23 protein-coding genes are annotated in these 23,290 nt (G+C 59.5%); 13 read left to right on the plus strand and 10 right to left on the minus strand.

The window, feature by feature from the left end; all coding sequences use genetic code 11:
• Nucleotides 1-3 precede the first annotated feature (3 nt).
• Entirely contained in the window at nt 4-2,124 is a 2,121-nt protein-coding gene (gene lpdA, locus BSU04_RS39310; protein ID WP_089165616.1) for a dihydrolipoyl dehydrogenase, read from the plus strand.
• A 210-nt stretch (nt 2,125-2,334) separates the two neighbouring features.
• Here the strand turns inward: lpdA and BSU04_RS39315 are convergent, their stop codons facing one another.
• Nucleotides 2,335-2,907: a phasin family protein gene (locus BSU04_RS39315; RefSeq protein WP_031363884.1), complete on the minus strand. Its 573-nt coding sequence runs from the start codon at nt 2,905-2,907 to the stop codon at nt 2,335-2,337.
• 318 nt (nt 2,908-3,225) lie between these two features.
• Between BSU04_RS39315 and BSU04_RS39320 the strand changes: the two genes are divergently transcribed.
• Nucleotides 3,226-4,185, plus strand: coding sequence for a histone deacetylase family protein (locus BSU04_RS39320; protein ID WP_089165617.1), 960 nt, complete (start codon nt 3,226-3,228; stop codon nt 4,183-4,185).
• A 455-nt stretch (nt 4,186-4,640) separates the two neighbouring features.
• Nucleotides 4,641-5,840, plus strand: a complete 1,200-nt coding sequence (gene pbpG / locus BSU04_RS39325) for a D-alanyl-D-alanine endopeptidase (protein WP_089165618.1) — start codon at nt 4,641-4,643, stop codon at nt 5,838-5,840.
• A gap of 105 nt (nt 5,841-5,945) precedes the next feature.
• Here pbpG and BSU04_RS39330 read toward each other — a convergent pair whose 3' ends face one another.
• Nucleotides 5,946-6,743, minus strand: coding sequence for an IclR family transcriptional regulator (locus tag BSU04_RS39330; RefSeq protein WP_089165694.1), 798 nt, complete (start codon nt 6,741-6,743; stop codon nt 5,946-5,948).
• 182 nt (nt 6,744-6,925) lie between these two features.
• A complete protein-coding gene (locus BSU04_RS48295) occupies nt 6,926-7,504 on the minus strand; it encodes a hypothetical protein (RefSeq protein WP_256983809.1) in 579 nt (192 codons plus the stop codon).
• A gap of 278 nt (nt 7,505-7,782) precedes the next feature.
• Between BSU04_RS48295 and BSU04_RS39340 the strand changes: the two genes are divergently transcribed.
• The 10 genes from BSU04_RS39340 (at nt 7,783) to iscX (ending at nt 14,831) form a co-directional block, all read left to right on the plus strand.
• Nucleotides 7,783-8,025 carry a hypothetical protein gene (locus BSU04_RS39340; protein ID WP_089165619.1) on the plus strand — a complete coding sequence of 81 codons (243 nt, stop codon included), beginning with the start codon at nt 7,783-7,785 and terminating at the stop codon, nt 8,023-8,025.
• A 174-nt stretch (nt 8,026-8,199) separates the two neighbouring features.
• Nucleotides 8,200-8,682 carry a low molecular weight protein-tyrosine-phosphatase gene (locus BSU04_RS39345; protein WP_089165620.1) on the plus strand — a complete coding sequence of 161 codons (483 nt, stop codon included), beginning with the start codon at nt 8,200-8,202 and terminating at the stop codon, nt 8,680-8,682.
• Nucleotides 8,683-8,832: 150 nt separating this feature from the next.
• Nucleotides 8,833-9,360, plus strand: coding sequence for a Fe-S cluster assembly transcriptional regulator IscR (gene iscR, locus BSU04_RS39350; RefSeq protein WP_047896460.1), 528 nt, complete (start codon nt 8,833-8,835; stop codon nt 9,358-9,360).
• 76 nt (nt 9,361-9,436) lie between these two features.
• A complete protein-coding gene (locus BSU04_RS39355) occupies nt 9,437-10,660 on the plus strand; it encodes an IscS subfamily cysteine desulfurase (RefSeq protein WP_089165621.1) in 1,224 nt (407 codons plus the stop codon).
• An 80-nt stretch (nt 10,661-10,740) separates the two neighbouring features.
• Nucleotides 10,741-11,169 (plus strand): Fe-S cluster assembly scaffold IscU, encoded by a 429-nt coding sequence (iscU, locus tag BSU04_RS39360; protein ID WP_089165622.1) that lies wholly within the window; start codon nt 10,741-10,743, stop codon nt 11,167-11,169.
• Nucleotides 11,170-11,328: 159 nt separating this feature from the next.
• Nucleotides 11,329-11,652: an iron-sulfur cluster assembly protein IscA gene (gene iscA / locus BSU04_RS39365; protein WP_089165623.1), complete on the plus strand. Its 324-nt coding sequence runs from the start codon at nt 11,329-11,331 to the stop codon at nt 11,650-11,652.
• Nucleotides 11,653-11,751: 99 nt separating this feature from the next.
• Nucleotides 11,752-12,276 (plus strand): Fe-S protein assembly co-chaperone HscB, encoded by a 525-nt coding sequence (gene hscB, locus BSU04_RS39370; protein ID WP_089165624.1) that lies wholly within the window; start codon nt 11,752-11,754, stop codon nt 12,274-12,276.
• A 60-nt stretch (nt 12,277-12,336) separates the two neighbouring features.
• Nucleotides 12,337-14,202: a Fe-S protein assembly chaperone HscA gene (hscA, locus tag BSU04_RS39375; RefSeq protein WP_089165625.1), complete on the plus strand. Its 1,866-nt coding sequence runs from the start codon at nt 12,337-12,339 to the stop codon at nt 14,200-14,202.
• Nucleotides 14,203-14,255: 53 nt separating this feature from the next.
• A complete protein-coding gene (gene fdx, locus BSU04_RS39380; protein ID WP_089165626.1) occupies nt 14,256-14,597 on the plus strand; it encodes an ISC system 2Fe-2S type ferredoxin in 342 nt (113 codons plus the stop codon).
• Nucleotides 14,598-14,633: 36 nt separating this feature from the next.
• A complete protein-coding gene (gene iscX, locus BSU04_RS39385; RefSeq protein WP_031363898.1) occupies nt 14,634-14,831 on the plus strand; it encodes a Fe-S cluster assembly protein IscX in 198 nt (65 codons plus the stop codon).
• Between the two features lie 121 nt (nt 14,832-14,952).
• Here iscX and BSU04_RS39390 read toward each other — a convergent pair whose 3' ends face one another.
• The 7 genes from BSU04_RS39390 to BSU04_RS39420 all read right to left on the minus strand — a co-directional run bounded on the left by BSU04_RS39390 (nt 14,953) and on the right by BSU04_RS39420 (nt 22,887).
• Nucleotides 14,953-15,708, minus strand: a complete 756-nt coding sequence (locus tag BSU04_RS39390) for a glycine zipper 2TM domain-containing protein (RefSeq protein WP_089165627.1) — start codon at nt 15,706-15,708, stop codon at nt 14,953-14,955.
• Between the two features lie 341 nt (nt 15,709-16,049).
• Nucleotides 16,050-17,576, minus strand: coding sequence for a lysine--tRNA ligase (gene lysS / locus BSU04_RS39395; protein ID WP_089165695.1), 1,527 nt, complete (start codon nt 17,574-17,576; stop codon nt 16,050-16,052).
• 289 nt (nt 17,577-17,865) lie between these two features.
• Nucleotides 17,866-18,970, minus strand: a protein-coding gene (prfB, locus tag BSU04_RS39400) for a peptide chain release factor 2 (RefSeq protein ID WP_144021496.1) whose coding sequence is annotated in 2 segments (ribosomal slippage) — nt 17,866-18,888 and nt 18,890-18,970 — 1,104 coding nt in all. Because the reading frame shifts where the segments join, the coding sequence is not laid out codon by codon here.
• 129 nt (nt 18,971-19,099) lie between these two features.
• A complete protein-coding gene (gene recJ, locus BSU04_RS39405; protein WP_089165628.1) occupies nt 19,100-20,806 on the minus strand; it encodes a single-stranded-DNA-specific exonuclease RecJ in 1,707 nt (568 codons plus the stop codon).
• A 63-nt stretch (nt 20,807-20,869) separates the two neighbouring features.
• Nucleotides 20,870-21,979, minus strand: coding sequence for a regulator (locus BSU04_RS39410; protein ID WP_089165629.1), 1,110 nt, complete (start codon nt 21,977-21,979; stop codon nt 20,870-20,872).
• Nucleotides 21,980-22,284: 305 nt separating this feature from the next.
• Nucleotides 22,285-22,587, minus strand: a complete 303-nt coding sequence (locus tag BSU04_RS39415; protein ID WP_089165630.1) for a HigA family addiction module antitoxin — start codon at nt 22,585-22,587, stop codon at nt 22,285-22,287.
• A gap of 12 nt (nt 22,588-22,599) precedes the next feature.
• Complete coding sequence (locus BSU04_RS39420) at nt 22,600-22,887, minus strand: type II toxin-antitoxin system RelE/ParE family toxin (RefSeq protein WP_089165631.1); 288 nt, start codon at nt 22,885-22,887, stop codon at nt 22,600-22,602.
• Nucleotides 22,888-23,290 lie beyond the last annotated feature (403 nt).

A 23,290-nucleotide genomic window follows, 5' to 3' on the forward strand; every position in this document is an offset into this window, starting at 1 on the left:
ACCATGAGTCTCACCGAACTTAAAGTACCCGATATCGGCGATTTCCAAGACGTCGATGTCGTCGAAGTGAATATCAAAGCCGGCGACGCCATCGAAAAAGAACAAGGCGTCCTGACCCTCGAATCCGATAAAGCGTCCATCGAAGTCCCGAGCGACCTCGTCGGCACGGTCAAGGAAGTCAAGGTCAAAGCCGGCGATAAAGTCTCGCAAGGCACCGTGATCGCATTGGTGGAAACGGCTGATGCCGGCAGCGAAAAGCCCGCAGCGCCGGCAGCGCCCGCTGGAAAGCCCGCCGCGGCAAAAGCCGATGCGCCGGCGCCGAAAGAAGCCGCCGCGCCCAAGCCCGCTGAACAAAAGCCCGCAGCCGGTGGATCGCAAGACGTGAAGGTGCCGGACATCGGCGATTTCACCGACATCCCGGTTATCGAAATTCATGTGAAGGCGGGTGACACCGTCGAGAAAGAACAATCGCTCGTCACGCTCGAATCCGATAAAGCGACCATGGACGTACCGTCGCCCGCAGCGGGCACGGTCAAGGAAGTCAAGGTCAAGATTGGTGACACCGTCTCCGAAGGCACGTTGATTCTCACGCTCGAACGCCAGGGCGGCGGTGTCAGCGAGGTCGAGGAAAAACCGAAGACCGCCGCGCCGCAGCCAGCCGAAAAAGCGACTGCTGCACCCGCACCGAAGGCCGCGTCATTCTCCGGTTCCGCCGATATCGAATGCGACATGCTCGTGCTCGGCGCTGGCCCCGGCGGCTATTCGGCCGCGTTCCGCGCGGCTGACCTCGGCATGAACACGGTCATTGTCGAGCGTTATGCAACGCTTGGCGGCGTATGCCTGAACGTTGGCTGCATTCCGTCGAAAGCCTTGCTTCACGCTGCCGCGATCACCGACGCCGCGAAGGAGCTCGCACACCACGGCATTTCCTTCGGTGAACCGACGATCGATCTCGACAAACTCCGCGAATTCAAGTCGGGCGTCGTCAAGAAACTGACCGGCGGACTGGCCGGCATGGCGAAGGCGCGCAAGGTCCAGGTGGTCACGGGTGTCGGCAAGTTTGTCGGCCCAAATCACATGGAGATCGAAGGCGAGGGCGGCAAAAAAGTCGTGCAGTTCAAGAAGGCGATCATCGCGGCGGGCTCGCAAGCCGTGAAGCTGCCGTTCATGCCGGAAGATCCGCGCGTTGTGGATTCAACCGGCGCGCTCGAATTGCGTCAGATCCCGAAGCGCATGCTCGTGATCGGCGGCGGCATTATCGGCCTGGAGATGGCGACGGTGTATGCGTCGCTGGGCGCGGAGATCGATGTCGTGGAAATGCTCGATGTCCTGATGGCCGGCGCGGATCGTGACCTCGTGAAGGTGTGGGAGAAGTTCAACGCCAAGCGTTTCGCGAACGTCATGCTCAAGACGAAAACGACCAAGGCGGAAGCGAAGGACGACGGCATCTACGTGAGCTTCGAAGGCGAGAAAGCGCCCGCTGAAGCACAACGTTATGACCTCGTGCTTGTCGCCGTCGGCCGCAGCCCGAACGGTGGCAAGATCGGCGCGGACAAGGCCGGGGTGGCGGTGACCGATCGCGGGTTCATCAACGTGGACAAGCAGTTGCGTACGAACGTCGAGCATATTTTTGCTATCGGCGATCTGGTTGGCCAGCCGATGCTCGCCCACAAGGCCGTGCACGAAGGCCACGTTGCAGCGGAAGCCGCGCATGGCGAAAAGGCGTACTTCGACGCATTGCAGATTCCGTCCGTCGCTTACACCGATCCCGAAGTGGCGTGGGCCGGCAAGACCGAAGACCAGTGCAAGGCCGAAGGCATCAAGTACGGCAAGGCCACGTTCCCGTGGGCTGCGTCGGGCCGGGCGATTGCGAACGGTCGCGACGAGGGTTTCACCAAGCTCATCTTCGACGAAGAAACGCACCGGATCATCGGCGGCGGGATCGTCGGGACGAATGCGGGCGACCTGATCAGCGAAGTGTGTCTTGCAATCGAGATGGGCGCGGACGCGGAGGATATCGGCAAGACGATCCATCCGCACCCGACGCTCGGCGAATCGATAGGCATGGCCGCTGAGCTGTACGAAGGCGTGTGCACGGACCTGCCGCCGCAGCGCAAGAAGTAGGGTGCTGCCGGATGGTTGAAAAAAGCGGCGCGTTCTCTGACGAACGCGCCGCTTTTGTTTCTCCGGGTGTTGACGCTGGACGCGGTTCCTTAGACGGAGAGAGCATGAAAAAAACCGCTCCAACTTTCGTTGGAACGGTTTTCCATTCGACCTGATCGTCTCGCGGTTACGCCAAAGTTTCCGGCGCCCACCGCGTGCGAATGAACTCGCTTAGACAGTCTTCTTGGCGGCGCGCGACGCTTGAGCCGTAGCTTGCGATGCAGCCTTCGTAGCGGCCGTAGCGGCTGCGTTAAAGTTGCTTTCCGCGATCTCAACAGCTTGCTTGCTTGCCTTGTGGATCGTTTCGTACGTGGTGTTGGCGGCGGTGATGGCCGACTTCATCACGGCGACAGCCGTTTCCGAACCTGCCGGTGCGTTCTTCGCGACGTTTTCTACGAGCGTTTGCACCTTGCGGTTCTGGTCTTCGTACTGCTCTTCGGCGACGCGGGCAAATTCAGCTTGCGTCGACGATGCGATTTCATACAGATGGCGGCCATACGACAGCGCCTTTTCCGCAACCGGCTGAGCCAGGCTGGCTTGCAGTGCGAGCAGTTCTTGCGCATCCTTCACCGACAACACGCGTTGCGCGTTTTCCTGGCTTTCAGCCAGTGTCGACTTCACAACTTGCAGATTCAGTTCAAGCAGCTTTTCCAGACCTTCAAATGCCTTGTTCGTCAGGCCGAAGAGGGTGTCGAATTGAGCTTTGTTTGCAGCGGCGATTTGTTCCGGGGTCAAAAGGGTCATGTCACGCTCCTGAAAGAGTCGACCCATCATCAGCGCGGGTCGTGGGTTTTGGCGGCGACCGGAAATCCGGAAACCGTATGAGGCGATTGGCTATTGGTGCGTCGCAACATGGAGCCTATTCTAGGCATATTCCTAAAGATGTCAAGCATCTTTTTGTGCAATGCAACATCCTACGATTGCTTATTAAACAATGGCTTACGAGCGCACTCATTTGTAGTGGAACTACATTTCGAGATGCGTTGCACCAGCTTGGGGCGAAAGGCACAAGCGCTGTTCGTACACTGACGTCAATTCTGGAAAAATGGAATTTAGTTTCGAATGAAAGCCTTTTATAGCGATCGATTCGTTTTGCCGCTGCCGGCTGGCCATCGATTTCCTATGCAGAAATATCGTTTGCTCCGGGAGCGGGTGCAGGCTGAATTGCCCAATGTCGTGTTGGATGAGGCGCCGATCGCGGCTGATTTTGAACTGGCGCGCGTTCATGAGGCCGATTACATCGAGCGTGTTCTGACAGGAGCACTGGATGCGCGTGAGCAGCGCGAGATTGGGTTTCCGTGGTCGCTGGAAATGGTGGAGCGCTCCCGGCGCTCTGTCGGGGCGACGATCGCCGCGTGCCATGCCGCCTGTCAGGGTGGTTTCGCGGTAAATCTGGCGGGCGGCACGCATCATTCATACGGGTCCCATGGTGCAGGATTCTGTGTATTCAACGACGCGGCCGTCGCTGCCCGGGCGCTACAAGCCGAGGCACGGGAGCGAGGCGAGCGAACGCCTCCTATAGCGATCGTGGATCTGGACGTGCATCAGGGCAATGGCACCGCCGCTATTTTCCAGAACGATCCGAGTGTATTCACGCTGTCGCTGCACGGCACATCGAATTACCCGTTCAGCAAGGAGATCAGCGATCTCGATGTCGCGCTGCCCGACGGCTGCGGCGACGACGCCTATATAGAGGCGCTTTCCGGGGCTTTATCGACGATGTTCGAGCGCTTTGAACCCGCCGTGCTGATCTATCTGGCAGGCGCCGACCCGCACGTCGACGACCGCCTGGGACGGCTCGCGCTGAGTGTCGAAGGCCTCGCCAGGCGCGATTCCCTCGTGTTCAGCGCCGCGGCCGGGCGAGATTTACCCGTGGCAATAACAATGGCCGGTGGGTACGGTCGCGATATAGACGTCACCGTCGACATTCATCTCCAGACCATTCAACTTGCCGCAGTCGCATTCGGTGCCCGGCGCGATTCAAGCGCACCCGATACACTGCGTTCGGCAGATTTCATTTGAAACGGTTTGAAACTCAGTAAACCAAATGTGTTAACCCGACGTTAACATCCGAGATCGGCCGACATTGTCAAAGTTTGTGTGAACAAAAACTTTCGATAGCGGTCGAAATGCCGGTTGAGAATCGGCATGTCTTGCCGAAAAGCTTCGTTTCCTGTCGCTGTCCACGTTATTAGTGAAATTTTTGCCTTGAGCGCAGGATGAAAAATCTTCCTCAAGATTTACAAACTATTGCCGATAAGAGGCTGATAGCCAAGGTCGGGCAGTGAAGCATCGCAGTGAAAACGATTGCATCATCGGCGATGATTTTTTACGATCGGAACACAGAATTTGTTCGCTCCGATAAATCGCGTCTTACAAACCGGTTTAAGTAGCGCGGATAAGTGCTTAATATTGCTAATTTTTCGAAGCTTTACTACACTGGCGACACTCTCTCGCCGGTCCAGAACAGAACACTAATGAAAACCGAAATGTTTTCGTCGCTCAGGGTGATCCACGGCGTTGCAGTCCGCACTGCGCTGTCGGTCGCCGTGTCGGTGGCGCTCGCGACGTCTTTCGCGGCCGCACCGGTCGACGCTTTTGCCAAGACCTCAACCTCGAAATCCACCAAGAAGCTGGCTAAAGGCGCAGCCACTGCGCCGCAAGCTAAAACCGTCAAATCGTCGAAAATTGCTGCGCGTTCCGCCAAGGCGGAGAAGGGTGTGAAGGTCGCTCCTATCGCTGCGGTGCAAGATGACGAGGTGCCCCGTGCCACTCGCCGGCATCGTGTAAGTTACCGGATGGACGCGCACGGCCGCCGTGCCGCTGTACGCTCGGTGGCGTTCCAGCCGCGTCCGCCTACCGTTGGCCAGGCGTTCGGCCTGCACGAAACTCCGGACAGCCTTGCGTTGCGCTCAAGCGTTGCGTACGTCGTGGACCAGAACACAGCAGAAACACTCTTCGATAAAAACTCGCGCGCTGTGGTGCCTATCGCTTCGATCACGAAGCTGATGACGGCCATGGTGGTGCTGGATTCGAAGGCGCCGCTGACCGAAGACATTAGCGTCACGGACGAAGATCGTGACTACGAAAAATTCACGGGTTCGCGGCTTTCGGTCGGCTCTGAGCTCAACCGCGAAGACATGCTGCATATCGCGCTAATGGCGTCGGAAAATCGCGCGGCTGCCGCTTTGTCGCGTTATTACCCGAATGGGCGTCCTGGCTTTATCGCTGCGATGAACGCTAAAGCGAAGATGCTCGGCATGACCGACACGCACTTCGAAAACTCGACCGGGTTGACGAGCCAGAATGTATCGAGCGCCCGCGATCTCGTGAAAATGGTGAATGCGGCGTATCAGTATCCGCTGATCCGCAAGTTCTCGACCGATCGCAGCTATGACGTGTTCACCGGCAAGCGCAATATTGCCTACAACAGCACGAATGCACTGATCCGGAATCCGAGCTGGGACATCGGCTTGCAGAAGACCGGTTTCATTAACGAAGCAGGCGAATGCATGGTGATGCAGACGACCATTCATGGCCGTCCGGTCGTGATGGTCTTGCTGGATTCGTCAGGCAAGTATTCACGTTTCGCCGACGCCGGCCGTTTGCGCGGTTTCCTGGAGACCGCTGGCGAGCCGCATATCACCAGCGCCGATGCGGGTGGCGGTGGTACCTGAATCGTTTGAGTCTCAAAGTTAAAAAAACCGGCCTTATCTCTCGATAAGGCCGGTTTTTTTATCGCGTGAGAATGCTGCGAATCCTTCGTGCTCACACGGGAAATGTCAGCGCTGCTGCGAATCCGCGCTAGCTTCCGGACGATATCCGAGCGAACGCGAAATCTCCAACGCGGTGCCGCTCAGTTGATGCAGCCACGAGTCTTGCAGCCGGTCCGCAGGCGCCGAAAGCGACAGGCCGGCGACGAGCCGCCCGGTGTCGTCGTAGATGCCAGCGGCGATGCAGCGCACCCCCAGTTCCAGTTCTTCATTATCGCGGGCGCATGCCTGACTGCGCACGAACGACAATTCACGCTCGAGCTTGCCGATATCCGTAATGCTGTTCTGCGTGTGGCCGGAGAGGCCGGTTCGCGTTGCGTACGCACGTACGCGGGAAGATTCGTCGGCAGCCAGAAACAGTTTCCCCACCGACGTCAGGTGCAGCGGCGCACGGCCACCGATCGCTCGCACGACCTGCATACCGGAGCGTTCAGAATAAGCCCGTTCTATATAGACGATCTCATCGCCCTGGCGCACTGAGAGATTGACCGTCTGGCCTGTCTGCTTGTGCAGTTCGCGCATGGGCGGCATGGCCGCTTCGCGCACGGAGAGCCGCGCCTTCACCAGATTGCCGAGTTCGAGAAGGCGCATGCCCAGCCGATACGTGCCGGGGTCCGATCGATCGACCAGACGGCACGTCACCATGTCGTTCAGGATCCGATGCGCGGTGGACGGATGCAGCGACGTGCTCTGCGAGAGTTCTTTCAGGCTGACAGGGTCGGTATGCGAGGCGAGCGCGTCGAGCAGACGCATCATGCGCTCGATCACCTGTATGGACGTTCGGGATTCCGGGTTCGTATCGCTCATGGAGAAAATCAGTTGATACGTCAAACAGCGGAATAATGATTGTATCTCGTATTGTGAAAAGTGCGAAAGGCTGGCGGCAGGATCGGCGCGGCGTGGTCAGATTTTCTGCAGACAATAAAAACCGCCCGGAATCTGAAGAGAGTTCGGGCGGTTCTGCATGCAAAACAGGCGGGACATAAGCGTTAGTGATCATGCTCGGGTTGTTGCGCCGGCTGCTTACCCCAGAGCGATCGGCCGACATACGGCGCGGACCCGCGCGACTGCTGCGCCTGCGGTGCGGGCGCTGGCGCTGGCCGGCCCGGATTACCCGCCTGTGGCTGCGGCGGCCTGCCACCTTGCGGTCCACCCGCTTGCGGGCCGCCATGACCGCCCCGGTCTGCGCCTCCATTTCCGCCCCGGTCTGCGCCTCCATTTCCGCCCCGATCTCCGCCTCCATTTCCTCCCCGGTTGCCGCGATCACCGCCCCGGTCACCCCAGCCGCCAGGAGGTGGCGGGCGGCGATTACCCGGGCCATCGTTCCAATAGCCCGGGCCAGGGCCTCCGTAATATCCGCCACCGCCAACAATCACGCCGGACTGGACGACCGGCCCGCCATAGCCATAACCCGCTTCGTAGCCTGGAGGGTAGCCCGCGTAGGCGGGGGGATAGGCTGCATAGCCGCCACCGGTGGCGTAAGCGGGCGTGCCGTCCGGGTAGACGGCGCAACCGGCGATCAAGGCCGACGAAGCGAGGACCAGGCCTGTAACTGTGAGTTTCATCATGAGCGGGGAGGCATTCCTTAAACTATTTACGTATCTGACAGTTTCGCGGAGGAGATGTCGCAAGAAGTTTGTAAAGTTTTATCTCCGCGGTTACAGGGTGAAAGCGGCAGGAATCGCTCAGTAGCCAGCACACACAACGCTGACGTGTCATACGCTGTTGACAGGACTGCAACAATGCTTTGTGCGCCGGCACCTTTATGGGATAAGGACAAACCCTTAGAATGCAACTGTCTGGAGGTGGGCCCGGCAGCCCACAGGACCTGAGAAGGGGTTTGAAAATGAAAAAGACAATATCGACCTACTGGCCTGTCGCGATGCTCGTGCCGCTCGCACTCGCTGGCTACTGTCACGCGATCCACCCGGTTGCCGGGACTGCCGCATCCCATCCGCAAAGCGCTGCCAGTGTCAGCGCGGAATTCGCACGTGCGATTTCGCTGGGACTTGTCGAGTCCGATAACGCGGGCAATGGGTATCGACCGGCTGATGGGACGTCTGCTACGGCTGTTTCGCAGACGTTCTGATCGGAGACGATCGGTCGGGCGACGGGGACGCTCGGGCGCGCAAACGCCGTCCTTTGTATAATTCGTGACCGCTTCGCGCGGGCTCGTGTGGTCGAGCCCCCGCAGCCAAGTTGAGAGTCGCACTCAAGAGTCGCACTCAAGTTCGCGCTCAAGCCCAACGATGCCTGGAATCTGATGAACTCTATCGCTGTCTGTTTCGTGTGCCTTGGCAATATCTGTCGTTCGCCGAGCGCCGAAGCGGTGATGTTGCATCAGGTGGGCCGGGCCAGGCTCTCGGACAAGATCGTGGTGGATTCTGCCGGTACCGGCGATTGGCATATCGGCCAGCCGCCCGACGAACGCGCCCAGCGCGCGGCGAGGAAGCGCGGTTATGACTTGTCACCTCTGCGCGGGCGGCAGGTGAGCCGCGGAGATTTCGCGCGGTTCGATCTGCTTATCGCGATGGACGACGCCAACGCCGCCGCGCTGACCGAAATGTGTCCGGCGGAGTATCGCGACAAGATTCGCTTGCTGATGGAGTTCGCGTCCCGTGACGACAGCCGCGTGGTGGCCGACCCGTATTTTGGCGGCGACGAAGGCTTCGAGCGCGTGCTCGATCAGTGCGAGGATGCCTGCGAAGGCTTGCTGAGAGCGCTTCGCGCGCAATTGGTGGCCTGACGCCCGGTGATCGAACCGGGTGTCATTTGGCACAATATTCTCAGTAAATTCCTAAGAAAATGGCCGCAGATACTTGACTAAATCCGTAGGCTATTTATACTTGACCAAAATCATCCAGTATTAGCGGTAGCCCCCGGTAGCTTACAAATTATGAGACTCACCACGAAAGGCCGTTTCGCCGTCACGGCGATGATCGACCTGGCTTTGCGCCAGGAGCAGGGCCCGGTGACGCTGGCAGGAATCAGCCAGCGCCAGCATATCTCGTTGTCCTATCTCGAGCAGTTGTTCGGCAAATTGCGCCGGCACGAGATTGTGGAGTCCGTGCGCGGTCCGGGCGGTGGATACAATCTTGCGCGCCGTGCGGAGAACGTCACGGTCGCGGACATCATTATCGCGGTGGACGAGCCTATCGACGCCACGCAATGCGGTGGCAAGGGTGCTTGCGAAGGCACCAAGCAGCACGACGGCCATTGCATGACTCACGAACTCTGGTCCACGCTCAATCAGAAGATGGTCGAGTATCTCGACTCTGTCTCGCTGAAAGATCTCGTCGACCAGCAGCGTGCACGCGAAGGCTCGCCAGCGGTATTGCGCGACCGGCGTGCCGAATCGGCGGGCGTGGAACCAGTGCGCGTGGCGCCGAAAGGACCGAATTCCGTTTTCAACCTGGCCGGCTGACGGCTGCCGCGTTTATTCAATGACGCGGCCGTCTCGCCTTCAACGAGCCAATTGAGTTAAATCCCCGGAGCAACTGATGAACAACGACATTCCCCACCTGCCCATTTACATGGACTACAGCGCGACGACCCCGGTCGACCCGCGCGTGGTGGACAAGATGATTCCGTATCTGCGCGAGCAGTTCGGCAATCCGGCATCCCGTAGCCATCAATACGGCTGGGATGCGGAGCGGGCGGTAGAGGAAGCGCGCGAGAACGTCGCTAAGCTGGTCAATTGCGACCCGCGCGAAATCATCTGGACGTCGGGTGCTACCGAATCGGACAACCTCGCCATCAAGGGCGCGGCGCATTTCTATAAGAGCAAGGGCCGCCACATCATCACGGTGAAGACCGAGCACAAGGCCGTGCTCGATACCTGCCGCGAACTCGAACGTGAAGGTTTCGAAGTCACGTACCTGGATGTGAAGGACGACGGTTTGCTCGACCTGGACAAGTTTCAGGCAGCTATCCGTCCTGACACCATCCTGGTTTCCGTGATGAGCGTGAACAACGAGATTGGTGTGATCCAGGACATCGCGGCCATCGGCGAGATCACGCGTGCAAAGGGCATCATATTCCACGTCGATGCAGCGCAAGCGACCGGCAAGATCGAGATCGATCTGCAAAAGCAGAAGGTCGACCTGATGTCGTTTTCGGCGCACAAGACGTACGGCCCGAAGGGTATCGGCGCGTTGTTCGTACGTCGCAAGCCGCGTATCCGCATTGAAGCGCAAATGCACGGCGGCGGTCACGAGCGCGGTATGCGTTCGGGCACGCTGGCCACGCATCAGATCGTCGGCATGGGCGAGGCTTTCCGCATCGCACGTGAAGAAATGGCCGTTGAAAACGAGCGTGTGCGCATGTTGCGCGACCGCTTGCTGAAGGGTTTGTCGGAGATGGAGGAGGTCTATGTGAACGGCGACATGGACATCCGTGTGCCGCATAACCTCAACATCAGCTTCAACTTTGTTGAAGGCGAGTCGCTGATCATGGCGGTGAAGGACGTGGCGGTGTCGTCGGGTTCGGCATGTACGTCGGCCTCGTTGGAACCGTCTTATGTGCTGCGGGCGCTTGGCCGCAACGACGAACTCGCGCACAGCTCGATCCGTTTTACGGTCGGCCGCTTCACGACCGAGCAGGACGTGGATTACGTGATTAACTTGCTCAAGGGCAAGATTCAGAAATTGCGCGATCTGTCGCCGCTTTGGGAAATGCATAAGGACGGTATCGACATTTCGTCGATCCAGTGGGCTGCGCACTAAGCGCTTGGCTGGCCGCTCTGACGGCGGCTCATTTGCGCACATGTTAGAACGCACACGCATACGAATTCAAGGAGTTGATCATGGCTTATAGCGACAAGGTTCTGGACCATTACGAAAACCCGCGCAATGTCGGTTCGTTCGGCAAGGACGATGACACCGTCGGCACCGGCATGGTCGGTGCGCCGGCATGCGGCGACGTGATGAAGCTGCAGATCCGCGTGGGCGCGGATGGCGTGATCGAAGATGCGAAGTTCAAGACGTACGGCTGCGGTTCAGCTATTGCTTCCAGCTCGCTCGTGACCGAGTGGGTGAAGGGCAAGACGCTGGATCAGGCGCTGACGATCAAGAACACGCACATCGCTGAAGAACTGGCGCTGCCGCCGGTGAAGATTCACTGTTCGATCCTGGCCGAAGACGCAATCAAGGCCGCCGTTGCCGACTACAAGCAACGTCATGGCGCGAGCACGGCGGAAGCTGCTCCGGTTGAAGCGAAGCAACACGCGGCTTAAGCGGTACGTACTTAGCAATCGGGTTTCGGGAAGGGCGCTTGGATGATCAGTTAGTGATCAATTACCTTCAGGCGCTCTGGTTTTCGATTCAAAGCAAGGCTGCAGCGAGGCGACCGGAGAAACGATTGACTCTGGATGAGCGGCTGCTGATGAGAGACTATGGCAATCACGTTGACGGACAAAGCAGCACAACACGTGCAGAAGTATCTGGTTCGACGCGGCAAGGGCGTTGGGCTGCGCGTTGGCGTGCGTACAACCGGCTGCTCGGGCCTCGCTTACAAGCTCGAGTATGTGGACGAGCTCGCGCCGGAAGACAAGGTGTTCGAGACGGCCGGCGTGAAGATCATTGTCGATCCGAAGAGCCTGGCTTATATCGACGGCACCGAGCTGGATTTCGCGCGCGAAGGGCTGAATGAAGGGTTCAAGTTCAACAACCCGAACGTGAAAGACGAGTGCGGTTGCGGCGAATCGTTTCGCGTATAGCGCGGCGCAAGAACAGCAAAGAGGCGGCGCGTGCCGCCTTTTTCTTTAGTGCCGCCGGTTTAGAAGTCTCTTTTTGTCCTGCTTCCGCTCAAGTTCACTATGGCAACGCTCAACGACAGTCATTTCGATCTGTTCGACCTCCCGCTGACCTACGCCATCGATGCAAAAACACTCGATGACGCGTATCGAACGGTGCAGGCACAGGTTCATCCGGATCGTTTTGCCGCCGCTGGCGACGCGCAAAAACGCGTTGCGATGCAGTGGGCCACGCGGGCGAACGAGGCGTATCAGACGCTGCGCGATCCGCTGAGGCGTGCAACTTATATGTTGTCGCTGCGTGGCGTGCATGCCGACGCGGAGAACAACACCGCGATGGAACCTGCCTTCCTGATGCAGCAAATGGAATGGCGCGAAAACATAGAGGACGCGGCGGACGCCAAGAATCTTGGCGCGCTCGAAGACTTGCTCCATGAACTGCGCGATCAGGAACGTATCCGCTTCGAGAAACTGGCGGCGCTGATCGATAGCCACTCGGACCAGGCGGCGAGCGAAGCTGTGCGCCAGCTGATGTTTATTGAACGCGTGGCGAGCGAGATCGGCGTGCAGATCGAGAAGCTCGACTAAGTTTGACCAGGCCCGCGTTCCAGACAAAACCAGACGACACCAACCCCCAATAGATCAACGATGGCTTTACTGCAAATTTCAGAACCCGGCATGGCTCCGGCGCCGCATCAGCGGCGGGTAGCCGTGGGCATCGACCTTGGTACGACCAACTCGCTGGTTGCCGCCGTGCGCAACAGCGTGGCCGAAGTGCTGCCCGACGAAGACGGCCATTACCTGCTGCCCTCGGTGGTCCGGTATCTGGAGAAGGGCGGCCGGCGTATCGGCCGCGTGGCGAAGGAAGAAGCGGCGCTCGATCCGCGCAACACGATTGTGTCGGTGAAGCGCTTCATGGGCCGCGACAAGAGCGAAGTGGAAGGGGCGGAGAACGCGCCGTACGATTTCGTCGATGCACCGGGCATGGTGCAGATTCGTACCGTCGATGGCGTGAAAAGCCCGGTGGAAGTATCGGCGGAAATCTTGGCGACGCTGCGATATCGCGCGGAAGACACGCTGGCCGACGAGTTGGTTGGCGCGGTGATCACGGTGCCGGCGTACTTCGATGAAGCCCAGCGGCAAGCCACGAAGGATGCCGCGAAACTCGCCGGTTTGAACGTGCTGCGCCTCTTGAACGAACCGACTGCTGCGGCGATTGCGTACGGACTGGACAATGCATCGGAGGGTTTGTACGCGGTGTATGACCTGGGCGGTGGCACTTTCGATCTGTCGATTCTCAAGCTCACCAAAGGTGTGTTCGAAGTGCTCGCAGCGGGCGGCGATTCAGCGCTCGGCGGCGACGATTTCGATGCGGTGCTGTATCGGCACGTGCTGGTGAAATCCAAGGTATCACCAGCAACGCCGGAAGATGTGCGTCTGCTGCTGGACCGCGTGCGAACGGCGAAGGAAGCGCTGTCTGATACATCTGAAGCCACCATCCAGGTCTCGTTGTCCGATGGCCAGCAAATCGATTTCACGGTCACTGAAAGCGACTTCGCCACGCTTGCTGAAGCGCTGGTCGCCCGCACCTTGACCCCCACGCGCAAGGCCTTGCGCGACGCCAAGGTGGCGCCCGCCGAGATCAAGGGCGTGGTGCTCGTCGGCGGTGCCACGCGCATGCCGGTGATCCGGCGCGCGGTGGAAACCTACTTTGGTCAGCCGCCGTTGATCAATCTCGATCCGGATCAGGTCGTGGCGCTTGGTGCTGCCATCCAGGCGGACCTGCTGGCGGGAAATCGTCGCGGTGAAGGCGAGGACTGGCTGCTGCTCGATGTCATTCCGCTGTCGCTCGGCGTTGAGACCATGGGCGGATTGACCGAGAAGATCATCCCGCGCAACTCGACCATTCCGGTCGCGCGCGCACAGGATTTCACCACCTTCAAAGACGGCCAGACGGCAATGGCCATCCACGTCGTGCAAGGCGAGCGCGAGCTGGTCTCGGACTGCCGTTCGCTCGCGCGCTTCGAGTTGCGCGGCATTCCCGCGATGGCCGCCGGCGCTGCGCGCATTCGGGTGACATACCAGGTGGATGCCGACGGGTTGTTGTCCGTGTTCGCGCGTGAGCAATTGTCGGGCGTGGAGGCATCGGTAGTGGTGAAGCCATCCTACGGTCTCGCCGATGACGACGTCGCGCGCATGCTGGAAGAAAGCTTCACGACCGCAGAAGTCGACATGCGCGCTCGCGCGTTGCGCGAGGCGCAGGTCGATGCGCAACGCCTGGTGGAAGCATCTCAGGCGGCGCTCGGCGTGGACGGCGAACTGCTGGACGAAGCGGAGCGGGTCAACATTGACGCGCTGATCGTCAAGCTCGCGGCGGTTACGGGCGGGGACAGCGTCGATGCCATCGAAACCGCGACGAAAGAGCTTGCCGCCGCCACCGATGAGTTCGCTGCCCGCCGCATGAACAAGAGCATTCGCCGCGCGCTCGCCGGCCGCAGGCTCGACGAAGTCTGACTGAACTCAGACTATCGCCGCGCCTCTCACGTACAAAGAACGGAAAGAAATTCATGTCCCAGATCGTAGTATTACCCCACGTGGAATTGTGTCCTGATGGTGCAGTGATCGACGCGGATACGTCGAAGAGCATTTGCGATAACCTGTTGGACAACGGCATCGAGATTGAACATGCGTGCGAAAAATCGTGCGCGTGCACGACGTGTCACGTGATCATTCGCGAGGGTTTCAACGCGCTTGTGCCGTCGGAGGAAGACGAGGACGATTTGCTCGATAAGGCCTGGGGACTCGAGCCGACGTCGCGGTTATCATGTCAGACGATGGCGCCAGTAGACGAGGATCTGGTTGTCGAGCTCCCGCGCTACACCATCAATCACGCTAAAGAGAATCACTGAACTTAAATCAGCGACCACGAGACAGGAGCGCTCGCCATGAAGTGGACAGACACGCAGGATATCGCGATGGCACTGACCGACGCGCATCAGAACGTCGATCCGCAATTCGTGCGATTTACGGATTTGCATCGCTGGGTGACGGAACTGCCGGGGTTCGACGACGACCCTGAGCGCTCCAATGAGAAGATTCTCGAAGCAATCCAGGCGGCGTGGATTGAAGACGCGGATTATTGAATTCGCCTGGTTTTCTTGAGCTAATTCGCTGCGGACAACGCAAAACGGCGATTCCATCTGGAATCGCCGTTTTGCTTTCATGGCTTCGTTCGTGAGATCGAGGCTACGTCTTGGCTACAAATCAGCCCGCAGCCAGCGTGCCGTTTTCAATCCGCACGCGTTGCCCCTGACTGAACGGCGGCGGCTGGCGATACGTGAAGTAACGCGTCTTGCCGCTTTCCATCCGCACGCGTACCGAATAATCGGTTTCGCTGCGCAAATGTTTTTCGACCGCATTGCCGCCCAGGCCACCGCCGAGCGCGCCGAGAATCGTCATGCCTGTTCGACCGCCTCCTCGTCCGAACTGGTTTCCGATAAGACCGCCTGCGACCGCGCCGCCTACCGCACCAATGCCGGTTCCCTGGCCTTCATGCCGTACGGTGGAGATTGCTTCTACCGTACCGCAAGTTGAGCAATAGGCGGGTTGGGCGGGCTGCTGCTGTGCGTAGTTGGGTTGTTGTACAGGCTGTTGCTGCTGCGCCACCTGAGGCGCCGGCGGTTGCTGTTGTTGCTGCTGGGCGGCTTGGGCTGCTGCTCGCTGTTGAGCTTGCTGCTGAGCAAGCTGGTCCTGCTGCGCCTGCTGTTGCTGGGCAGCAGTAGGCTCAGCTGGTTGCGCCACGGCAGGTTGCGTCGCAACTTGCGCGGCCTGGGTCTGGTCGTTGGTCGGCGAGGTGCTCGACGCTTTCGGGAACAGTCCAGTGACCGCTGCCGTGGCAGCAAGACTAGCAATGATCACCGCGCCCGCGGCGGTTGCCACCAGTGGATGAATTTTGCGTTGACGCGGGGCGTCGGGATTCGGTGAATTCGATGTGGTCATGTTGTTGTTGCTGTTATCCATTTTTGGACCTCCGTCTCAAGGCAGAGTGTGGCGTTACCCGGTGTGACGTTGTTCGTGACGTTGCTTGCTCACGAGAGCAGTGTCGAGCAATCTGAAGCGTAAGGTTTATCAATTTGTAACGTTTTCAGGCATCCATCAGATGCAAGAAACGCACCGGAATGACATTGTGCTGGGGAGCCTTGTTTTATAAGGGTTTTCCAGGTCAGATCCGCGTCGAGCGGTAGCCTTGGCCGGCGGCTTTTACCGAAAGTTACAAAACCTGACGTTCTTCGGTACAAAAAAAAGGCGCTTTCGCGCCTTTTTTACAAACCATCCCGGTATCGCACGGCTAATAACACTCGTCAGTCTTCGCGGCGCAGATGGGGAAACAGGATGACGTCGCGGATGCTCGGGCTATCGGTCAGCAGCATGACCAGCCGGTCGATACCGATTCCGCAGCCGCCTGTGGGCGGCATGCCGTACTCCAGCGCACGAATGTAGTCGGCGTCGTAGAACATGGCTTCCTCGTCGCCGGCATCTTTCTGGTCGACCTGTTTCTGGAACCGCGCTGCCTGATCTTCCGGATCGTTCAACTCTGAGAAGCCGTTCGCGATTTCGCGGCCCACAATGAACAGTTCGAAGCGTTCCGTGATGCCTGGAGCCGTATCGGATGCTCGCGCCAGCGGCGAGACTTCCAGCGGATAGTCGACAATAAACGTTGGCTCCCACAATTGCGATTCGGCCGTTTCCTCGAACAACGCAAGTTGCAACGAACCGACGCCCGCGTTCAAGAACTGCGGCTGCGATGCATCGACACCGAACTTCTTCAACTCAGTGCGCAGGAACGCGGCATCGGCGAGTTGTTCGTTGGTGTATTGCGGCGCGTATTTCTGGATCGCTTCGCAGATCGTCAGCCGATGGAACGGCTTCGACAAATCCAGTTCACGCCCTTGATAGACGATGTTCGCGTTGCCACGCGCATCGACGGCCGCCTGACGGATCAGCGCTTCGGTGAAGTCCATCATCCACGTGTAATCCGTGTATGCGGCGTAAAACTCCATCATCGTGAACTCAGGGTTGTGTCGCGGCGACACGCCTTCGTTACGGAAATTGCGGTTGATTTCGAACACGCGTTCGAAGCCGCCGACCACCAGCCGCTTCAAATACAGTTCCGGCGCGATACGCAGGAACATCTGCATATCGAGCGCGTTGTGATGCGTGACGAACGGCTTCGCGGTGGCGCCCCCGGGAATCGGGTGCAGCATCGGCGTTTCCACTTCCATGAAATCCGCCTTCGCCATGAAGCTGCGGATCGACGCGAACGCTTTCGTGCGCGCAATAAACGTCTGACGCGTTTCCGGCGTCACGATCAGGTCGACATAACGCTGGCGATAGCGCATTTCCTGATCGGCGAGGCCGTGGAATTTATCGGGAAGAGGGCGCAGCGCTTTGGTCAGCAGGCGCAGTTCCGTGCAACGAACCGACAACTCGCCCTTGTTCGTGCGGAACAGCACACCCTTCGTCGCGATGATGTCGCCCAAGTCCCACTTCTTGAACGCGTCGTAGACTTCCTGGCCGACGTCGGCGGGCGTGATGAAGAACTGGATCTGGCCGCTGCCGTCTTGCACCGTTGCGAAACTCGCCTTGCCCATCACGCGTTTCAACCTCATCCGGCCTGCGACCGCGACTTGCAGCGGTTCGGCTTCGAGCGCGTCTTTGTCTTTATCGGCGTAGTCTGATTGCAGCGCGGCGGCTTGGTGCGTCGGGCGGAAATCGTTCGGATACGCGATTCCAAGCTCGCGCAGCGCACGGAGTTTGTCGCGACGCTCGGCGAGGATCTGGTTTTCTTCCGGTTCGGGAGCGGCGTCCGGCTGAGTCAGTTCGGTCATGATGTGTTTGGCTTTGAGTGCGATGAATGCGGCTTGGTCGTGGGCCTGATGCTGCATCCAGGTTGTTTGCGTGCTGTTCGCATTAGCTGCGTGAACCTAAACGTTGAAACCTAGCGCAGGAACACAGGCCACACGGATGGTCGCAAATATTAGCGATGCAATGCTGCGATGGATTGCCATGAATGAAGCGCCGTCGAAACGATGCGGTTGGCGCGGCGGCGTGTTGCTGAAGCCGCGCCGTGTGCTCGACGTCTGCTCGACTGTTGCTCGACTGTTGCTCGACTTTTGCTTATACGCCCTGTTTAAGACTTGCGCCGATGAAGTCGTCCAGGTCGCCGTCCAGCACGGCTTTCGTGTTGCTAATTTCCACGTTCGTGCGCAAGTCCTTGATGCGGCTGTTGTCGAGCACGTACGAGCGTATCTGGTGACCCCAGCCCACATCGGTCTTGCTGTTTTCCAGGTTGTCTTTCTCGACCTGGCGCTTGCGCATTTCGAACTCGTACAGCTTCGCTTTCAGCATTTGCATGGCTTCGGCGCGGTTGCGGTGTTGCGATCGATCGTTCTGGCACTGCACGACGATTCCCGTGGGTGCGTGAGTCAGGCGCACGGCCGAATCGGTCTTGTTGATGTGCTGTCCGCCGGCTCCGGATGCGCGATACGTGTCGGTGCGAATATCGGCCGGATTGATATCGATTTCGATGGAATCGTCGACTTCCGGATACACGAAGATCGATGAAAACGACGTATGGCGTCCGCCCGATGAATCGAAGGGCGATTTGCGCACGAGGCGGTGAACGCCCGTTTCCGTGCGCAGGAAGCCGTAGGCGTATTCGCCCTCGACCTTGATGGTCGCGCTCTTGATACCGGCAACGTCACCGTCGGATTCTTCGAGAACTTCAGTCTTGAAACCTTTGCGCTCGCAGTAGCGAAGGTACTGGCGCATCAGCATTGCTGCCCAGTCGCACGCTTCCGTGCCGCCTGCGCCGGCCTGGATATCGATAAAGCAGTTGTTTGGGTCGGCCGGGTTCGAGAACATCCGGCGGAATTCCATGTCTTCAACGCGTTTTTCGAGCGCTGCCGTGTCCACTTCGCATGAGACGAGTGTGTCTTCGTCGTTTTCTTCGCGGGCCATGTCGAAGAGATCTTGCGTGTCGCGAAGATCGTTATCGAGGTCCGTGATGGTCGTGACGACGGTGTCCAGCAGCTTTTTCTCGCGGCCCAGGGCTTGGGCGTTTTTCGAGTCGTTCCAGACGTTCGGGTCTTCTAGTACCCGGTTGACTTCGTCCAGACGCAGGGCCTTGGCGTCGTAGTCAAAGATACCCCCGGAGCTCGCCAGCGCGACGGCGCAGGTCGGCGAGGAGGTTCTCGATTGCGTTTAGACGTTCCGCTTCCATTTGATCATTTTCAGGTTTTTTGGCTAAGAGCGAAATTATAGCTTAGCGAGAGGGGAGCATTGGCGAGGCATGGGGGCCGGTGGCTGCCCGAGCGCCTTGGCTGCCGCTTGGGGTCACCCCTACGTCCGCTCACCCAACCGCATGCTCCACGATCATCTGTACCCGCGCGACGCCATTCCAGGTATCGGAAACCAGCCGGTAGGCCACGACGGTGCGCGTCGGCAGCGTTTCCGTGTGGTTAAACCAGATGGCGTTGAACCGTTGCTGACCGCGCCGCAATTGCAGCTTCAAATGCTTGTCCTTGACGAGCGCCTGGGACGCCACTTCAAACTCCCCGGAAAACACAGGCGCCGGAAAACCTTGTCCCCACACCGCGCCGTCGATCAATTCAACAAACTGCGGCGTAAAATAAGCGTCCTCGAGCTCGCCGTCGGTTTCGACCACCCGCGACAACGCGTCCGACGTCAACCACTCGCGTCCGACGGCTTCAAACGCCGCGGTGAACCGCGCAATGTCAGCGGTAACAATCGTCATCCCGGCCGCCATCGCGTGGCCGCCGAATTTCACGATCATCCCGGGCTCGCGCTTCGAAATCAGATCGACGGCATCACGCAGATGAAATCCTGGAATCGAGCGCCCCGATCCCTTCGATAAAACTCCGCTGTCATCGGCATGAGCAAACGTGAACGACGGCCGGTGAAACTTCTCCTTCAGCCGCCCTGCGACAATCCCGATCACGCCCTGATGCCACGCCGGATTAAACAGCGTCAAGGTGGCGGAATCTGCGGGATCGATACTCGCCAGTTCCTCGAGCGCCTGCTCCTGCATGCCGGCTTCGATCTCCCGCCGCTCGCGATTAATCGAATCCAGTTGTTGCGCCAATTCCCATGCACGGCCGATGTCATCGGTGATCAGGCATTCAATTCCGAGCGACATATCCGATAACCGTCCCGCTGCATTCAGCCGCGGGCCCAGCGCAAAACCGAGATCGAATCCCGACGCGGCGCGTGCATCGCGCGCCGCCGCCCGAAACAGCGCCGCGATGCCCGGTTGCATCCGTCCTGCGCGAATCCGTTTCAGGCCCTGCGCGACCAGAATGCGGTTGTTCGGATCGAGCTTCACGACGTCGGCGACCGTGCCGAGCGCCACCAGATCGAGCAGGCCGTCCAGACGCGGTTCAGGCGCGTCGGTGGTGAATGCATTGCGACGACGCAACTCGGCGCGCAACGCGAGCAGCACGTAGAAAATCACGCCCACGCCCGCGATGCACTTGCTCTCAAACGTGCAGCCTGGCTGGTTGGGATTCACGATCGCACGCGCAGGCGGCAGAACATCGCCGGGTAGATGGTGGTCGGTCACCAGCACATCGATACCCAACGCATTCGCGGCCTCGACGCCGTCCACGCTTGCAATGCCGTTGTCCACGGTGATCAGCAGATCCGGCTTCCCGCCCGCGCGGCTCGCGGCCAGCGCGACGATTTCAGGCGTCAGGCCATAACCGTATTCGAACCGGTTCGGCACCAGGTAATCGATCTGCGCGCCGAACATCCGCAAGCCGCGCACGGCAACGGCGCATGCGGTGGCGCCATCGCAATCGTAGTCGGCGACGACCAGCATGCGGCGTTTCGCCGCGAGCGCGTCGGCGAGAACGGCGGCGGCTTCATCGCAACCTTTCAGCCCGACGGGTGCGTGCAATTTCTTGAGTTCGGTCTCGATCTCTTCCGGGGAACACACGCCGCGCGACGCGTACAGGCGTGCAATGACGGGATGAACGCCATGCCGTACGAGGGCGGCGGCATCGGCGGGAGACGGGGCGCGGGTGACGATCCGGGTCATGCGGACAGGCCGGTGATGATTCGTTTCATTCGATCCACTTATTCGCTTCGTTCATTTGCTTCGTCATTCGATAAGCAGCGCCGCAATCGGACGCCGCCGCCAGAATTTGCGCAACGCGCGGCGCGTGACGGTGAGCGACACGGAGCCGGTGTCGCTGCACAACGTGAGGCGCAACGTGCCGAGCGTTCCGTTTTCCAATGCGGCCAAGGCGGGCGCAAACCAGTCGCGCTCCAGCGTGCCGAGCGCGTCGTTCCAGCGCGCCCAATCCTGCTCGATGAACGGCGCGGAAAACGGGTCGAGTTCGACAAGCGCGCGGCCGTCGCTGGTCATTGTTGAAGCCATAAAAGCGGCGAAAGATTCCGGCGGCGCTTGCGGCGTGATATTGGCGGCGAGCGCGAGGCCGCGCGTGGCCGGCGCGTTCGACATTACCTGTGCGAACGGGCTCGTCACGCTGCGAAGCGTGCCTTGCGCGTGCAGCCAGATCGAGTTGATCGCGGGCAAGCCACGCGCTTCACGTGCTTCGTTAAGCGGATGCTCGAACCACGCCATCTGCACTTCGTTCTGCAGCTTCATCCACGCACGCGAGCGTTCGCCGGTGCCCGCTTCGTGCGGCAACCAGATTTCAATGTTGCGCCCGCTCGCCCGCAACGGCGATGCGCCCGCCAGCGTGCCGAGATTCGGCCCGGCGACGTACCAGCGTGCCGGTCGCGGTGCCTGAATGGTCAACCCTAGGTCTTCTATTAACGGCTTGACGACATCGAATAAGATGCGGCCCTCTTCATCGTCCATGCCGAGTGTCGCCGGATCGATCAGCACCAGGTGATCACGCGCAATCCGCACGTGCACGGGTTCGACGCATGCCCAGACGGTGTCGCCGGGCGTTCCGCCGTCGGCGAGCAACATATAGGGCGCGAGCGGCGCTTCGTCGGCGGCCTGTCCGGGTGCTTCGCTCACCGCGCCGAACTGCCGCGCGATCCAGCGCTCGTTCGGCAGCGTGCGCTGGAAATCGTCGCCGATCACACGCTCATTGAGCGTCGCGCGGGCGAGCAGCCGGTCGAGCGCGGGGCGATCCAGCTTGTGCAGCGCGGATGCGGCGTCGGCCGCCGATGGCAGCGCGAACGGCAAGAGAAGGTGAATGTCTGGGAGCTTGGGCGTGGGCATGATGCTGCGCATTGTAGGGCAAAGAACCCGGTGTTTTCCGGGTGCTTGCCATTTGCCTCGCGTGCTATACGTTACTAATATGCGCAAAAAGTAGTAAGTAATGCGTGGATAGCTGTCGGACACGGAAAGTCGATCCTGGACCGCGTCAACGCTGAGGCTGGACTGAAGCGTAAAGGTGCGTGTGTACGCCGGCACGGGTTCCATCGCTCGCGGATAAGTTCGCTAACGCAACCTCGAAGGCCTTGGCCCAGGGCTTTGCGACGAGACCCGGTGTCCTGGCGCAGCACATTTCCCCTTAATGCCCCCGGCTTGACGCATCACGTACGCGACAACTCACGAGGTTCAACCTTGCGATCGATTTCACTGCGCGTTGGCAACGTTTTCAGGTCATACATGGCTTGGAGATTCAGCCAGAACTCGGGTGTTGAGTCGAAGTAGCGTGCAAGGCGATAGGCTGTGTCGGCCGTGACGCCGCGCCGTTCCTTCACGATTTCATGTAACCGCGTAGCGGGTACGTTCAACGCCATAGCCAAGGCGTTCACGCTCATTTCAAGCGGGACCAGATAATCTTCCCGCAAGACCTCGCCCGGATGAACCGGACGCATGCCGTTCTTGGACATATGCTTCCCTATTCAGTGATAGTCGATGATTTCGACGTCGACAGGACCCTTCGTTGTCCATTTGAAACAAACGCGCCATTGGCCGTTAATCCGGACGCTGAGCTGACCGCGCCGGTCACCCGAAAGGGATTCCAGCCGGTTGCCGGGCGGCGATTTCAGGTCACGTATTTCCACCGCGGCGTCCAGTGCCGTGAGCCTTCTGATCGCGACATCAGCGATTGCCCGAAACCGTTTCGGTGTTCCGCCTTCGTAAAGTGCTTGCGTGTCCTTGCATCGGAACGTTTGTATCATTATGTTCATCGTATTACGTTTTGCGTAATACGTCAATGGTTACGACTGTGAACCGTCGCAGCGGCTGAGGCTGAGTTTTTAAGGGGATAGTGCCGTGTGGGTGAGCCAAGCGAGTATGAGCTGCAGCGTGGGCGTGGGAAATCGTCCGAATGGCCAGCATGGTGGCTTGAGCCGTCGTTTTTCCCTCCGCCACGTCATCCGGGCTAAAGGAGTGGCTAAGGATTGTGTGGCAAACTTCGCGTTTGATCGCAGACGGATCGGTACGTCCGGCTCGCGCCAGATTGATGCGGTAAGGATTGAAAAGGCGTTGTTATTGCCACCCCGGATTGACAGGATCAGGTTAGAAAAACGGCGCCAAGTCGCAAGGTTCCGGCCGTGCGCCGAATGCGCAATGTAAAGATCGAAGAACGTT

Source organism: Caballeronia sordidicola, from assembly GCF_002220365.1.
Taxonomy (GTDB): domain Bacteria; phylum Pseudomonadota; class Gammaproteobacteria; order Burkholderiales; family Burkholderiaceae; genus Caballeronia; species Caballeronia sordidicola_C.